Below are 14,518 nucleotides of genomic sequence, written 5' to 3'. Positions count from 1 at the left end.
TGAGAGCCCCGGCACAGCTGCAAAAAAAAGCCCCGTCCGGCAGTCGGACGGGGCTTGGCATCTTTGCGCTGAAAAGCAGCTTACTTGTTGGGCAGCGGGCCGATCATCATGATCATCTGGCGGCCTTCCATCTTCGGCATGTTCTCGATCTTGCCGATGTCCTTCACGTCCTCGGCGACGCGCTGCAGCAGTTCCCGGCCGAGGTTCTGGTGCGCCATCTCGCGGCCGCGGAAGCGCAGGGTGATCTTCACCTTGTCGCCGTTCTCGAGGAACTTGAACACGTTGCGCATCTTGACGTCATAGTCATGCGTGTCGGTGTTCGGGCGGAACTTGACCTCTTTGACCTCGATGGTCTTTTGCTTCTTGCGGGCTTCGCTCTCACGCTTCTGCTGTTCGTATTTGAACTTGCCGTAGTCCATGATCTTGCAGACCGGCGGCTTGGCGTTGGGCGAGATTTCGACCAGATCCAGACCGGCTTCGGCAGCCATGTCCATGGCCTTGGCCGGATGCACGACGCCGACATTCTCGCCGTCGGCCCCGATCAGGCGGATTTCGGAGGCACGAATCTTTTCGTTGGTGCGCGGGCCGGTGTCACGTTGAGGCGGCGCGTTGTGAGGTCTGCGGGCTATGACTGCGATCCTTCTGTCATTGCAAAAAGTGCGGGAAAGCTACTGCTCCCCTGTATGTGATTCAAGGCTTAAGGCCGGTATGGCGGCAGGAAAGCCGCATTTCAAGGCCGCATGTTGCGCCGCGGCGCGGAAATCCCCCGCCGCGGCAGGCATCTGCGGCCGAAGACGCAAAACGGGAGGCCGCGGGCCTCCCGTCGCAATTCTGCGCAGAGCGCTGAAATCAATCGAGGAAGGCCTTTTCCACCACGAAATGCGCGGGCTTGGAATTTGCGCCTTCTTCCAGCCCGTAGGTGTTCTCGAACAGGTCCTTGAGCTCCAGGTTGAAGGCCAGGTTGCCGCAGATCATTGCGCGGTCGCTTGCGGCGTTCAGGGGCGGCACGCCGAGGTCGGCAAAGGCCTCGCCGGAGCGCATCAGGTCGGTGATGCGGCCCATCTTGGCGCTCTCCTCGCGGGTGGTGGTGGGGTAGTACTTGATCTTCTTCCAGAAGCCCTCGCCGATCAGCTCGTTCAAGAGCTCGTCGTCCTTCAGGCTTTCGATCAGCTCAGCACCATAGGTCAGCTCCCCGGCCTCGCGGCAGGTGTGGGTGATGATGACCTCGTCGTAGTCGTGATAGGTTTGCGGCTCCCGCAGCAGCGAGGCGAAGGGCGCAAAGCCGGTGCCGGTGGCAAAGAACCAGATCCGCTTGCCAGGCAAGAGCGCGTCATGCACCAGGGTGCCGACCGGCTTGGGGCGCAGGATGATCTCGTCGCCTTCCTTAATGTGCTGCAGCCTGGAGGTCAGCGGGCCGTCCTGCACCTTGATCGAGTAGAATTCCATTTCCTCGTCCCAGGAGGGGGAAGCGATGGAATAGGCGCGCAGCAGGGGTTTCACCTTGCCGGTCTTGGGGTCCGGGTCGTTCATCAGGCCGATCATCACGAACTCGCCCGAGCGGAACCGCAGGGAGGCCGGGCGGGTCACCTTGAAGGAGAACAGCCGGTCGGTCCAATGCTTCACGTGCGTTACGGTCTGCGCATCGGGCAGAGCCGGTTTCGCCTTTTCGGGCGCGGGGGGGAGTGCGGTGTCGGTCACGGGCGTCATCTCGTTCATCGGTTGCTCTGCCGGAGGGTAACTCCGGCACCTCTGATTAATCGTTGATCCGGGGCAGGGGAACCCCTGCAGGACAGAAGCCGGCTGAAGCCCGGGATTTTGCCGTGGTTTTACGGCGCCATCACGGGCTTTGGCGGCGGGATGTGCGGGGCCGGCTCAGCGGGCGGCGGTGCTGCCGCGCAGGCGGGCCTGATAGCTGTGCGCCTGCCAGTTGGCGCGGGCCAGCCACTGCGCCTCGGGCTGGCGGGCGGCCAGCTCGCCGCTGATCTCCACCTCGTCAAAGCCGGAGCGGCGGGCCATCGCGTACTGATCGGCCAGCACATGGCCGAAGGCGCGCAGGCGGCCTTCATACCCCCGCAGCCGCAGCTGGCGGGCCAGCGTGAAGCCGCGCCCGTCCGCAAAGCTCGGGAATTGTACCCGCACCAGCTCCACCCCGTCCAGCGCCACGTCGTTCAGGCTGGCGTCCGAGGCCAGCTCCAGCACATTGGCGCCGTCAAAGCCGCCGGTCCAGTCATCCTGGGCAAAGCCCGTGTCGGTCACGATAACAGTCATCTCACTTACGCTCCTGTGCGCACGAATTTGCCATCCACCACGTGGATGCCGCATTCTTCCTTGTTTTCCCCGCGCCAGCGGCCGGCGCGCGGGTCTTCGCCTTCCTTGACCGGGCTGGTGCAGGGCGCGCAGCCGATCGACGGGTAGCCCTTGGCCACCAGCGGATGGCGGGGCAAGCGGTTTTCATCCATGTAGGCGCGCACGTCCTCCGGCGCCCAATGGGCCAGCGGGTTGATCTTGAGCCGTCCGGTTCCGTCCTCGACCTCGAAGAAGTCCAGGGCGGCGCGGCTGCCGGACTGGAAGCGCTTGCGGCCGGTGATCCAGCCCTCGAAGCCCGTCAGGGCCTTTTGCAGCGGCGCGGTCTTGCGCAGGGTGCAGCAGGCGTCCTTGTCGCTGAAGCGCAGGGCGCCGTAGGGGTCTTTCTCCGCGATGGCTTCGGCGCGGATGATCTGAACATTGCGCAGGCCAAGGCGCTCGCTCACCTCCTGCTGGTAGACCAGCGTTTCGGTGAACAGCAGCTCGGTGTCGACAAACAGCACCGGCGTCAACGGGTCGATGATCGCGGCCATGTGCAGGAGGACCACCGATTCAGCCCCGAAGGAGGACACCAGGGCGATATTGCCCGCCTCGCGCAGCGCGCCTTCCATCACCGAGGTGGCCGAGTGGTGGCGGAAGCGCGCATTGAGCGCCTCCGCCTTGGCGGCCAGCTCCCGGGCGTGGGCGGCATCAGCCTCCCCGGATCCGCCGGGAGGCGTATTTCCGGTTGCATGGAACATGGGGTCAGGCGACCTTTTTCTGGGTCTCGGGATAAAGCGCGGCCTTGAAGGGGGCCATGCCGATGCGGTTGTAGGTCTCGATGAAGGTCTCCCCGGCGCCTTCGCGCTGATCGAGGTAGGTCTCCACGATGCGTTCCACCGCCGGGACGATCTCGTCATAGGCGAAACCGGGGCCGGTGCGGGCGCCGATGGCGGCCGTCTCGGTGGCGTCGCCGCCGAGCGTGATCTGGTAGTTCTCCACGCCCGCGCGGTCCAGCCCGAGGATACCGATATGGCCCACGTGGTGATGGCCGCAGGCGTTGATGCAGCCCGAGATCTTGATCTGCAGGTGGCCGATGTCGTGCTCCATCTTCAGCTCGTCAAAGCGGGTTGCGATCTCCTGCGCAACCGGGATCGAGCGGGCGGTTGCCAGCGCGCAGTAGTCCATGCCGGGGCAGGCGATGATGTCCGAGATCAGGCCGACGTTGGCGGTGGCAAGGCCATGCGCCTTCAGCCGCGCGTGGATCGCGGGCAGGTCCGACTTGTGGACATGCGGCAGGATCACGTTTTGCTGGTGGCTGATGCGCAGCTCGTCATAGGCAAATTCCTCCGCCAGATCCGCCATCACCCGCATCTGTCCGGCACTGGCGTCGCCCGGCGTCGCGCCATGCGCCTTGACCGAGATGGTGACGATGGCGTGATCCGCCTCGCGGTGCGCGTCGAGGTTGGTGTCGGCCCAGGCCCGGAACACCGGGTCGGCGGCATAGGCGGCATCGAAGGCATCGACCGGGCCCTTGCGGAAGACAGGCGCGGTGAACTGCGTCTTGATCTCCTCCAGCAGCGCCTGGTCGGTGCCGTCGAATTCGCCGCGCCGGGCCAGGAAGGCTTCCTCCACCATGGCGCGGAAAGTGTCGATGCCGTTTTCCTGAACGGTGATCTTGATGCGCGCCTTGTACTTGTTGTCGCGGCGGCCAAGCACGTTGTAGGTGCTGAGCACGGCCTCCAGATAGGGCAGCAGATCGGCCTGCGGCAGGAATTCCCGCAGCACCTTGCCGACCATCGGCGTGCGGCCGAGCCCGCCGCCCACGATCACTTCGAAGCCGGTCTCGCCATCCTTCTCGACCATGCGCAGGCCGACGTCATGCGCCTTGGTCACGGCGCGGTCGTTGGGGCTGCCGGTGATGGCGATCTTGAACTTGCGGCCGAGGAACTGGAACTCCGGGTGGTCGGTGGACCACTGGCGGATCAGCTCGGCATAGGGGCGCGGGTCCACCAGCTCATCCGCGGCGGCACCGGCGAAATGGTCGGCGGTGGTGTTGCGGATGGTGTTGCCCGAAGTCTGGATCGCGTGCAGGCCAACCTCGCCCAGCGCATCCAGCATGTCCGGAATGTCGCGCAGCTTGGGCCAGTTGTACTGGATGTTCTGGCGGGTGGTGAAATGGCCGTAGCCCTTGTCCCACTTCTCCGCCAGCAGCGCCAATGCGCGCATCTGATTGGAGTTCAGGGTGCCATAGGGGATTGCGACCCGCAGCATGTAGGCATGCAGCTGCAGATAGACGCCATTCATCAGGCGCAGGGGCTTGAATTCATCCTCGGTGAGGGAGCCGTCGATGCGGCGCTCGACCTGGGCGCGGAACTGGGCGTTGCGCTCGGCCAGGAAGGCGGCGTCGAACTCGTTGTACTTATACATTGGCTTCAGCCTCCTGTTTGCCATGGGCGTAGTTCGAGGGGCCGGTGCGGCGGAATTCCTCGCGGAAGTGGGTCGGTTCGGGGCCGTTCGGGCCTGCCTTGGCGTCGGCCAGATAGGCGCCGACGATGCGAAGCGCCTGCTGCTCGGCCTCCAGAAGGCGCAGCTGGGCGTCGGCCTCATCGGTGATCAGCTCGGCCTCGGACATGTCCCGGGTCCAGCTGTTGTCGGCCTTGAGGTAGATCACATCGCCTTCAAGCAGGTCGTTGGCGGTGACAACTTTGGGCGTAAAGGGGCGCGGCATCAGGCAAGCTCCGTCTTGAGGTCGGTCAGGGCCGCCGCCGCCTTGCGCGGGGCGAGACCCAGGAAGGTCAGGGCAGGGCCGTCGAACCCGGCCGCTTCGAGGTCGGCGGGCAGGCGGTCCAGCGTGGTTTCCAGCACCCGCTGATCGGGGCGCGAGGCATTCTCGACAATGGTCACGGGGGTCGCGCGGTCCGCGCCGTGCATGATCAGGCGGCCCTGCACGAAGCGGGCGGATTTCTTGCCCATGTAGATCGCGGCCACTTCGCCCGGGCGCGCAAGTGCGGCCCAATCGTGATCGGCAAAGCCGCGCATCACATGGCCGGTCAGGAAGCGCACCGCGGCGTTGCGGCCGCGCTGGGTCAGGCTCTGCCCGATGCCTGCGGCGGCGGCCGAGGCGGCGGTGATGCCGGGGATGATGCTGTAGGCGATGCCCGCGGCCTCGCAGGCGGCAAGCTCCTCGTCGAGACGGGCAAAGATCGCCGGATCGCCGCCCTTCAGCCGCAGCACCTTGCGGCCCGCGCGGGCATGCGCAGTGAGGCGGGCGCAGATCTCTCCCTGGCTCATCGAGGGGCCGAAGCCTTCTTTGCCGACGTCTTCCAGCGCCGCCTGCGGCCCGGCCAGCGCCAGGATCTCCGCGCTCACCAGCCGGTCGTGCAGCACCACGTCGGCACCCTGCAGCGCCTTCAGGGCCTTCACGGTCAAAAGGTCCGGATCACCCGGCCCGGAGCCGGCAAAGACCACTTCGCCCGTGACCTGCGCGCCAAGGGGGGCGGCGGCATCGGTGGATATGGGACGGGATGGCATCGCTTGGCTCTCCGGCGCGGGTTTGACTTGCTTTCAGATATAGGAAATATTCCCGCCATGACGCCATATGCGCGCCGAAATAAGAACATCGGTTCCAGCAGGCTGGAATGGCGGGCCGATTGGTCCTCAGAGAAGGAGAAAACAGGAATGACGGTGCGGATCGACGCCACAGACCGGAAAATTCTGGCCGAGCTGCAGCGGGATGCCAGCCAGTCGCTGGACGAAATCGCCCGCCGGGTGGGCTCCTCCAAGACCCCTGTGTGGAATCGCATCCGCAAGCTGCGCGAGGCCGGGGTGATCGGCCAGCAGACCGTGCTCCTGGACCCCGAAGCGCTGGGGTTCGAAGCCTGCTTCTTCGTTCTGATCCGCACCTCGGAGCACGAATCCGACTGGCAGGCGAAGTTCCTCAAGGCGCTGAAGGAACGGCCGGAGGTGCAGGAGGCGCACCGGCTGGCGGGCGAGATCGACTACATTCTCAAGGTGCGGGTGCGGAATGCGCGGGCCTATGACAAATTCTACCAGGCGCTGATCTCCGAGGTGCGGGTGCACAATGTCACCGCGCTCCTCTCGATGGAGGAAATCAAGTCGACCACCATGCTCCCCCTGCAGGAGCAGGATTTGGGTACTTGAGGTCAGAACGCGGCAGCGGACGCATACAGTCACTTTCTGACTTAAAATACCCCGGGCGCTGCCGCGGGCCCGGGGCGCGGCGGCTCAGATCTGCACCATCAGCCGCTTCAACCCATGGAAATGGTAGGTGTTGGAATATTCCGGCGGCTCGGCGAGACGCAGGCCCGGGCAGCGCTCAAACAGCACGGGCAGGGCGATCTTCATCTCCAGCCGCGCCAGCGGCGCGCCGACGCAGAAGTGCAGCCCGCCGCCGAAGGACTTGTTGACCTTGGGCGGGCGCGCCGGGTCGAAGCGCTCGGGATCCTCCAGCGCCGCCGGGTCGCGGTTGGCGGCGGCGAGCAGCAATGCCACCTGGTCGCCGCGCCGGAAAGTATGGCCAAAGACCTCGGCCTCCTCATAGGCATAGCGGGTGAACATGTGCAGCGGCGGGTCGTAGCGCAGGATCTCCTCGACCAGCCCGTCGATGCCTTCGTGTGCGAGCCATTCCGGCTGCCAGCCCTGTTCCAGCATCGTCTTCACCCCGTTGCCGAGCCCGTGCACCGTGGCCTCGTGGCCCGCGTTCAGCAGCAGGATGCAGGTGCCGATCAGCTCGTCCGCGGAAAGCTTGTCGCCTTCCTCCTCGGCCGCGATGAGGCGGGTGATCAGGTCGCCGCCGGGACGGCTGCGGCGCTCTTCGACATAGGCGCGCAGGAAGTCCGCGAAGGCCTGCGTGGCGTCTGCCGCCGCATGTTCGGTCTCTTCGGTGCGGGAGGCCTGGTACATCGCCACCATCTTGTGCGACCAGTCCAGAAGCTGCGGCGCCATCTCTGCGGGCACTCCAAGAAGGCGGCAGATCGCCAGCACCGGCACCTGGGTGCAATATGCCTCCAAGAGGTCGAAGGGTTCGGAGGGGAAGGCCGCGATCAGCTCGTTGCAGAGGTCTTTCAGCCAGGGCTCCAGCGCCGCGATTTCGCGCGAGGTGAAGGCGCGCAGCACCAGCCGGCGCAGGCGGGTGTGGCGCGGCGGCTCGGCGTCGAGCATCGAATGCGCCTCCATCGCCAGGAAGGGCGCCAGATGCGCCGGGCCGGGTTTCTGCAGCTCCTTGGGCACCTCGCGGCCGAAACGGCGGTCGCGCAGAAGCATGTGCACGGCGTCATGGCGGAAGGCGGCCACCATGCCATAGTCCTGCCAGACGTGCAGCGGGCCGTCGCGGCGGGCCGCGGCGTAAAACGGATAGGGGTCCTGCGAAAAGGCGGGATCGGCGGGGGATTGGGTCAAGCTCTTCATGGGGTGCGATTTTGCCGGCGGCGCTGGTCAATGCAAGGGGGGCTTTGCTAGTCTGCGGCAATGATATCACGCAGTTTCACCCGCTGGCGCCTGCCGCTGGCCTTTGCGCTTGCCGTCGCGGCGCTCACTGCCGGGGTCTGGTCCTATGGCTACCGCCAGGCGCTGGATGCGCTTGCCGAGCGCAGCGCCGCAGACCTGGCACTGGCCTCGGACCGGGTCAGCACGCAGCTGCAGGTCTACCAGGAGCTTGCCGTGCTGACCGCGGCGCATCCCGGGCTCGCCGGGCTGGCCGCGGCGCGGGAAGAGCCCTTGCGCGGGGAGGCGGCGGCGCTGCTGCGCTCGGTCGCGGACAAGACGGCGGCACTGGATGTGTTCTTTGCCGCGCCCGATGGCCGGGTGCTGGCTGCGGCCGAAGGCGTCGCCGGGCCGGATGTGGCCCAGGCACCCTATTTCATCCGTGCCATGCAAGGCGCGCTCGGCAGCGGCCACGGCGTGCTGGAGCCCGGCGGGCGGCGGGCCTATTTCTATGCCGCACCGGTCTTTGCGCCGGAGGGCGGGGTGCGCGGTGCGCTGGTCGTGGTGGCGGATGTGGCCGAGGTGGAGCAGACCTGGCGCGGCTCGCTGCCTGCGGTCTTCTTCACCGCCAGGAGCGGCGAGGTCTTCATCTCGAACCGCTCCGAGCTGTTGTTCTGGCAGCGCTTCCGTCCCGGGCGCGGCGGCGGCGCGGCGGATTTCACGCGGGACGCCCCCCGTATTGCCGGGCGCAGCGCGCATGGCGGGCATGAGATCTGGACGCTGGCGGCCGGCCCCTACCTGCCCCAGCGGGCGCTGCATCTCACCGTCGATCTGCCGGTGATCGGCATGCTGGGGGAGATCCTTGTCGATGTGGCTCCGGCGCAGCGGCTGGCGAGCCTGCAGGCGGCGACTCTGGCTGCGCTGTGCCTTGCTTTCGGCGCGCTCCTGTTTGTCGCCACCGAGCGCCGCCGCACTCTGGCCGAGGCCAACGCGGTGCTGGAAACCCGCGTGGCCGCGCGCACCAGGGCGCTGCTGGCCGCCAACACGCGGCTCAGGCGGGAGGTGCGGGAGCGCGAGGAGGCGGAAGCCGCGCTCAAACGCGCCCAGCAGGAGCTGGTGCAGGCGGGCAAGCTGTCGGCGCTCGGGCAGATGTCGGCCGGGATCAGCCACGAATTGAACCAGCCATTAATGGCGATCCAGCAGTATGCCGAGAACGGCGCCGCGTTCCTGGCCCGCGGCAAGGCGGATCGGACGGAGGAGAACCTCGGCCGGATTGCGGGCATGGCGGCGCGGATGGCGCGGATCATCCGCAACTTGCGCGCCTTTGCCCGCAACGAAAGCGAACCGATGGCGCGGGTCGACCTGGTGCAGGTGCTGAGTGCCGCCGCCGAGCTGACCGCGCCGCGGCTGCGCAGCGATGGCGTGCGCCTGATCTGGAAGCCGGAAGGCCATCCTGCACCGGTCCATGCCTGGGGCGGCGAAGTGCGGCTGACGCAGGTCTTCGTGAACCTGATCAACAATGCCGCCGATGCGATGCTGGATCAGCCGGTACGGGAGATTGCCCTGTCGCTGCACCCGAGCGCTTCGGACGGCCCGCCGATCCGCGTCACCGTTCAGGACAACGGCCCCGGCATCAAGGAGCCCGAGAAGATGTTCGAACCCTTTTATTCCACCAAGGCCGTGGGCAGCTCCGAGGGCATGGGGCTGGGGCTGTCGATTTCCTACGGTCTGGTGCAGAGCTTTGGCGGAAACATCCGCGGGGTGAACACGGAGCAGGGCGCGATATTCACGGTGGAGCTGGAGCCTTGGGCGGCGCCTGCGGCCCGCGAAACGGAGGATGCCGCATGACGCGCAGGGTTCTCCTGGTCGATGACGATGCCGCGGTGCGCGAGGCGCTGGCTCAAACGCTGGAGCTCAATGATCTCGACGCGGTGACGGCAGGCTCCTTCGTGGCGGCCAAGGACCTGATCACACCGGAGTTCGACGGCATCATCGTCTCCGACATCCGGATGCCGGGGCGGGACGGGTTCCACCTTTTGGACTATGCCCGCGGTATCGACGCCGAGCTGCCGGTGATCCTTCTCACCGGCGAGGGCGACATTCCGATGGCGGTGAAGGCGATGTCAGAGGGCGCCTTCGGCTTCCTCGAGAAACCCTGCGCAGCGGCGGATTTCCTGCCGGTCTTGCAGCGCGCGCTGAAGACCCGCGCGCTGGTACTGGAAAACCGCCGCCTCAAGCGCCAGCTGGAGGACGGCGACCCGGCGGCGCGGATGCTGTTTGGCAGCTCGCCGCAGGCCGCGGATTTGCGCCGCAGGGTGCGCGCGGTCGCTCAGGCCGGGGTCGAGGTGCTGGTCATGGGCGCCCCCGGCAGCGGGATTTCCAAGGTGGCGGAGGTGATCCACCTGATGTCCCCGGCCGGGCAGGGGCCTTTCGTGAAACGGGCCGCGGCCGGGCTGACCGCCGCGGCGCTGGCCGAGCTGCGGGAGCAGGCGGCGGGCGGGTCGCTGTTCCTGGACGAGGTGCAGGCGCTGCCGGAACCTGCGCAATTCGCGCTCCTGGAGCAGCTGGAGCAGGGCGCGCAGGCGCGGGTGCTGGCGGGTTCCAGCGTGGATCTGGCGGCGCGTGTGGCCGAGGGGCGCTTCACCCCGGACCTGTTCTACCGGCTCGACGTGATGCGGGTGCGCATCCCGCCGCTGTCGGAGCGGCCGGGCGACATCCCTGTGCTGTTCCGCCACTATGTGGCGCAGGCTGCCGAACAGGCCGGAATCGAACCGCCGGAAGTCACTCAGGAGCAACTCGCCGCGCTGATGGCACAGGACTGGCCCGGCAATGCGCGCTCGCTGATGTCGGCGGCGATGCGCTTTGTGCTGGGGATGCCCGAAGAAGCCTCGGCCGCCTCCGGCCTGGGACTTGCGGAGCAGCTGGCGCAGGTGGAGCGCTCGCTGCTGATCGCCGCACTCGGCCGCCAGAACGGCCGCGCCGCCGCCGCCGCCGAGGCGCTGAAGCTGCCGCGCAAGACCTTCTACGACAAGCTCGCCCGCTACGGCATCCGCCCCGAGGACTACCGCCGCTGAAGAGCGCAGCCGCTGTTGCCATGCAGTCTGCTTGCCGCGCAATTTCCGGACGGGGCGCTGGACTCGCGTTCTTGCGCAACTTCGGGCCGGGCCAGCTGTGACTCGCCCTTTCCAAACATGGCGCTGGCTTTAGCGAAGGAACCAAGACCATGATTCCCTTCACATTTGTTGGGCGCTAACATTTGTGCGGTTTTCCGCACAGCGCCCCGCCTGCCTGTGCGGCTTTCCGCACATCCGGCGCAGGGCTGCGTGCGGAGGCGGAAGAGCCTTTTCGTAAGTGGCTGAAAGAAAGCCGTTATTGGCCTGACAAGCCGATTCGCGACTCACCTCTTGAGCGCGCCCGCCGCTTCCGCAATCCTTGCCGCAGGACACACCAATGCAGCAAACGCGTGTCTGATAACCGGGAGGAAACACAATGAAACTCATGACCGCCGCCGCCACCGCCATGGCGCTGACCGTGACCGCAGGCGCCGCCCAGGCGGCTTGCGACGATGGCGAGATCGTCGTCAAGTTCAGCCACGTCACCAACACCGACAAGCACCCCAAGGGGATTGCCGCCTCGCTGCTGGAGACGCGCGTGAACGAAGAGATGGACGGCACCATGTGCATCGAGGTCTATCCGAACTCCACGCTTTACAACGACAACAAGGTGCTGGAAGCAATGCTGCAGGGCGACGTCCAGCTGGCCGCGCCGAGCCTCTCGAAGTTCGAGAAGTTCACCAAGCAGTTCCGCCTGTTCGACCTGCCCTTCATGTTCAAGAACATCGAAGCGGTAGACGCGTTCCAGGGCTCCGAGACCGGTCAGGAAATGCTCGATTCCATGCAGCGCCGCGGATTGCAGGGGCTGGCCTACTGGCACAACGGCATGAAGCAGATGTCGGCCAACAAGCCGCTGGTCGAGCCGTCGGACGCCAAGGGCCTGAAATTCCGCGTGCAGTCCTCCGATGTGCTGGTCGCCCAGATGGAAGCGATCGGCGGCAGCCCGCAGAAGATGGCCTTCTCCGAGGTTTACGGCGCGCTGCAGCAGGGTGTTGTGGATGGTCAGGAAAACACCTGGTCCAACATCTACGGCAAGAAGTTCTTTGAAGTGCAGGACGGTGTGACCGAAACCAACCACGGCGCGCTGGACTATCTGGTGGTGACCAGCGTCGACTGGCTTGACAGCCTGGAGCCGGCGGTGCGCGAGCAGTTCCTGACCATCCTGTCGGAAGTGACCGCAACCCGGAACGCCGAATCCGCCAAGGTGAACGGCGAAGCCAAACAGGCGATCATTGACGCCGGCGGCACCGTGCGCGAGCTGACACCCGAGCAGCGACAGGCCTGGGTCGAGGCGATGAAGCCGGTCTGGGAGCAGTTCTCGGGCGATGTCGGCCAGGATAAGATCGACGCCGCACAGTCCATCAACGCAGGCCTGTAAACAGGCCGCAGCCGGGGCGCGCGGGCTTTTGCCCGGCGCCCCGGATTTTCAGGCGGCGCGGGGATCCGCCGCCTGACCACCGCACCCAGAAAATCCGCAGGAGACAGACATGTCGGGGGCAAAATCCGGCCCGTCCGGGCTTATCAACTCACTGGAAGAAACCCTGATCGCCCTGCTTCTTGGGCTGATGACCATCATCACATTCGCCAATGTGATCGCGCGTTTCGTCTTTAATTCCAACATTCTGTGGGCGCTGGAGCTCACTGTTTTCTTGTTTGCGTGGCTGGTTCTTATGGGCGCATCATATGCGGTGAAGGCCCATGCGCATCTGGGCGTGGACGCCATCGTCAACATGCTGAGCCCCGGCGCGCGCAAAGCCGTGGGCCTGTTTGCCGCCGCCTGCTGCATCGTGTTTTCGCTGCTGCTCTTGAAGGGCGCTTATGACTACTGGGCGGTGTTTGCCGACCTGCCGCCGACCTCGGGGCGCTGGTTCCCGACCGGGCTGGACTTGAAGGCCCGCTCGCAGAGCTTCTACGAGGTGCAGGATGTGCCGATGGTGGGCCCGCTGCGCTTCCTGGAAGAGCTGATCAACTACGGCGAGTCCTACGAGAAGCTGCCGAAAGTGGTGCCCTACGTGGTGCTGCCCTTGTCGATGCTGCTCCTGGTCATCCGCTTCATCCAGGCCTCGGTGCAGATCGCCCGCGGCAAGGCCGACCGGCTGGTCGCCAGCCACGAAGTCGAAGACGAAATCGCCGAAGTGCGGGCGCAATCCGGAGACCCCGACTGATGGAAGTAGTCCTCCTCTTTGCCATGGTGATCGGCCTTTTGCTGACGGGCGTGCCGATTGCGGTTTCGCTCGGGCTCAGCTCGACGCTGTTTCTGCTGTTCTATTCCGACAGCTCGCTTGCCTCGGTTGCGGGCACGCTGTTCGAGGCCTTCGAGGGCCATTTCACCCTGCTGGCGATCCCCTTCTTCATCCTCGCCTCAAGCTTCATGACCACGGGCGGCGTGGCGCGGCGCATTATCCGCTTCTCCATCGCCTGCGTCGGCCACCTGCCGGGCGGGCTGGCGATTGCGGGCGTTTTTGCCTGCATGCTGTTTGCGGCGCTCTCCGGGTCGTCTCCTGCCACAGTGGTGGCGATCGGCTCCATCGTGATCGCCGGCATGCGCCAGGTGGGCTACTCCAAGGAGTTTGCCGCGGGCGTGATCTGCAACGCAGGCACGCTTGGCATCCTGATCCCTCCGTCGATCGTGATGGTGGTCTATGCCGCGGCGGTGGAGGTCTCCGTCGGCCGCATGTTCCTCGCAGGCGTGATCCCGGGGCTGCTGGCGGGGCTGATGCTGATGGTCACCATCTACGTGATGGCCAAGGTCAAGAACCTGCCCAAGGGCGAATGGCGCGGCTGGGGCGAGATCCTGCAATCGGCGCGCGAAGCGGGCTGGGGGCTGTTCCTGATCGTGATCATCCTGGGCGGAATCTACGGCGGCATCTTCACCCCGACCGAAGCGGCGGCGGTGGCGGCGATCTACGCCTTCCTGATCGCGAGCTTCGTCTACAAGGACATGGGGCCACTCTCCAACGGCGACGCGCCCAACACGCCTCTGTTCCGGAAACCCTACGCGCTCGTCACCGCCTTTTTCCACAGCGACACCAAACACACGCTGTTCGAGGCGGGAAAGCTCACCGTGACGCTCCTGTTCGTAATCGCCAACGCGCTGATCCTGAAACATGTGCTGACGGACGAGCAGGTGCCGCAGCAGATCGCCACCGCGATGCTGTCGGCAGGCTTCGGCCCGGTGATGTTCCTGATCGTGGTGAATGTGATCCTTCTGATCGGCGGCCAGTTCATGGAGCCGTCTGGCCTTCTGGTCATCGTCGCGCCCCTGGTGTTCCCCATCGCCATCGAGCTCGGCATCGACCCGATCCACCTTGGCATCATCATGGTGGTGAACATGGAGATCGGCATGATCACCCCGCCGGTGGGCCTGAACCTCTTCGTGACCTCAGGTGTTGCGGGCATGCCGATGATGGGCGTGGTGCGCGCCGCACTGCCCTTCCTGGCCGTGCTCTTTGTGTTTCTGATCCTGATCACCTACGTGCCGTGGCTCTCGACTGTAGTTCCGAACGCGGTAATGGGACCTGAGATCATCACCAACTAGGCTCAGGACCCGTTGATTTCCGTTTGGCCGCGTGATTCACGGTGCTCAAAACGAGCGGTGAACATGTCTGACCTTTTCTGGCTGAGCGACGAGCAGATGGCCCGTCTGAAACCCTTCTTCCCAAAGTCCCACGGGAAGC

At 65.8% G+C, this 14,518-nt stretch carries 14 protein-coding genes; 6 read left to right on the top strand and 8 right to left on the bottom strand.

Annotation, left to right across the window (positions count from 1 at the left end; all coding sequences use genetic code 11):
• Positions 1 to 80: 80 nt before the first annotated feature.
• The 7 genes from infC to cobA form a co-directional block, all read right to left on the bottom strand.
• The gene (infC, locus tag ACOHX0_RS19620; protein WP_475683062.1) at positions 81 to 542 is read right to left on the bottom strand and encodes a translation initiation factor IF-3; all 462 of its coding nucleotides are present in this window, start codon (positions 540 to 542) and stop codon (positions 81 to 83) included.
• Positions 543 to 849: 307 nt separating this feature from the next.
• Positions 850 to 1,716 (bottom strand): ferredoxin--NADP reductase, encoded by an 867-nt coding sequence (locus ACOHX0_RS19615; protein ID WP_420678919.1) that lies wholly within the window; start codon positions 1,714 to 1,716, stop codon positions 850 to 852.
• Between the two features lie 156 nt (positions 1,717 to 1,872).
• A complete protein-coding gene (locus ACOHX0_RS19610) occupies positions 1,873 to 2,268 on the bottom strand; it encodes a DUF934 domain-containing protein (protein ID WP_420678918.1) in 396 nt (131 codons plus the stop codon).
• 5 nt (positions 2,269 to 2,273) lie between these two features.
• Positions 2,274 to 3,044, bottom strand: a complete 771-nt coding sequence (locus ACOHX0_RS19605; protein WP_420678917.1) for a phosphoadenylyl-sulfate reductase — start codon at positions 3,042 to 3,044, stop codon at positions 2,274 to 2,276.
• Positions 3,045 to 3,048: 4 nt separating this feature from the next.
• Positions 3,049 to 4,713 carry a nitrite/sulfite reductase gene (locus ACOHX0_RS19600; RefSeq protein WP_420678916.1) on the bottom strand — a complete coding sequence of 555 codons (1,665 nt, stop codon included), beginning with the start codon at positions 4,711 to 4,713 and terminating at the stop codon, positions 3,049 to 3,051.
• Positions 4,706 to 5,014: a DUF2849 domain-containing protein gene (locus tag ACOHX0_RS19595; RefSeq protein ID WP_420678914.1), complete on the bottom strand. Its 309-nt coding sequence runs from the start codon at positions 5,012 to 5,014 to the stop codon at positions 4,706 to 4,708. Before ACOHX0_RS19595 ends, ACOHX0_RS19600 begins: the two co-directional genes overlap by 8 nt.
• Entirely contained in the window at positions 5,014 to 5,817 is an 804-nt protein-coding gene (cobA, locus tag ACOHX0_RS19590) for a uroporphyrinogen-III C-methyltransferase (protein WP_420678913.1), read from the bottom strand. Before cobA ends, ACOHX0_RS19595 begins: the two co-directional genes overlap by 1 nt.
• Positions 5,818 to 5,964: 147 nt before the next feature.
• Between cobA and ACOHX0_RS19585 the strand changes: the two genes are divergently transcribed.
• Positions 5,965 to 6,447 carry an Lrp/AsnC family transcriptional regulator gene (locus tag ACOHX0_RS19585; RefSeq protein ID WP_420678911.1) on the top strand — a complete coding sequence of 161 codons (483 nt, stop codon included), beginning with the start codon at positions 5,965 to 5,967 and terminating at the stop codon, positions 6,445 to 6,447.
• Between the two features lie 84 nt (positions 6,448 to 6,531).
• Here ACOHX0_RS19585 and ACOHX0_RS19580 read toward each other — a convergent pair whose 3' ends face one another.
• A complete protein-coding gene (locus tag ACOHX0_RS19580) occupies positions 6,532 to 7,713 on the bottom strand; it encodes a cytochrome P450 (RefSeq protein ID WP_420678910.1) in 1,182 nt (393 codons plus the stop codon).
• Between the two features lie 60 nt (positions 7,714 to 7,773).
• Here ACOHX0_RS19580 and ACOHX0_RS19575 point away from each other — a divergent pair, with 60 nt between their 5' ends.
• From ACOHX0_RS19575 to ACOHX0_RS19555, 5 genes are all read left to right on the top strand, one after another.
• Positions 7,774 to 9,576, top strand: a complete 1,803-nt coding sequence (locus ACOHX0_RS19575) for a sensor histidine kinase (protein WP_420678909.1) — start codon at positions 7,774 to 7,776, stop codon at positions 9,574 to 9,576.
• Entirely contained in the window at positions 9,573 to 10,802 is a 1,230-nt protein-coding gene (locus ACOHX0_RS19570; protein ID WP_420678908.1) for a sigma-54-dependent transcriptional regulator, read from the top strand. The genes ACOHX0_RS19575 and ACOHX0_RS19570 overlap by 4 nt, the downstream gene beginning before the upstream one ends.
• A 415-nt stretch (positions 10,803 to 11,217) precedes the next feature.
• Complete coding sequence (locus ACOHX0_RS19565) at positions 11,218 to 12,219, top strand: DctP family TRAP transporter solute-binding subunit (protein ID WP_420678907.1); 1,002 nt, start codon at positions 11,218 to 11,220, stop codon at positions 12,217 to 12,219.
• A 109-nt stretch (positions 12,220 to 12,328) separates the two neighbouring features.
• The gene (locus ACOHX0_RS19560; protein WP_420678906.1) at positions 12,329 to 13,006 is read left to right on the top strand and encodes a TRAP transporter small permease; all 678 of its coding nucleotides are present in this window, start codon (positions 12,329 to 12,331) and stop codon (positions 13,004 to 13,006) included.
• Positions 13,006 to 14,379, top strand: a complete 1,374-nt coding sequence (locus ACOHX0_RS19555; RefSeq protein ID WP_420678905.1) for a TRAP transporter large permease — start codon at positions 13,006 to 13,008, stop codon at positions 14,377 to 14,379. Before ACOHX0_RS19560 ends, ACOHX0_RS19555 begins: the two co-directional genes overlap by 1 nt.
• The last annotated feature ends 139 nt before the right edge of the window (positions 14,380 to 14,518 follow it).

Origin of the sequence: Cribrihabitans pelagius, assembly GCF_048820915.1 — a bacterium.
Lineage (GTDB): Bacteria > Pseudomonadota > Alphaproteobacteria > Rhodobacterales > Rhodobacteraceae > Cribrihabitans_A > Cribrihabitans_A pelagius.
The sequence above is the reverse complement of the archived record's forward strand: the minus strand, read 5'-3'. Positions and strand labels throughout refer to the sequence as shown.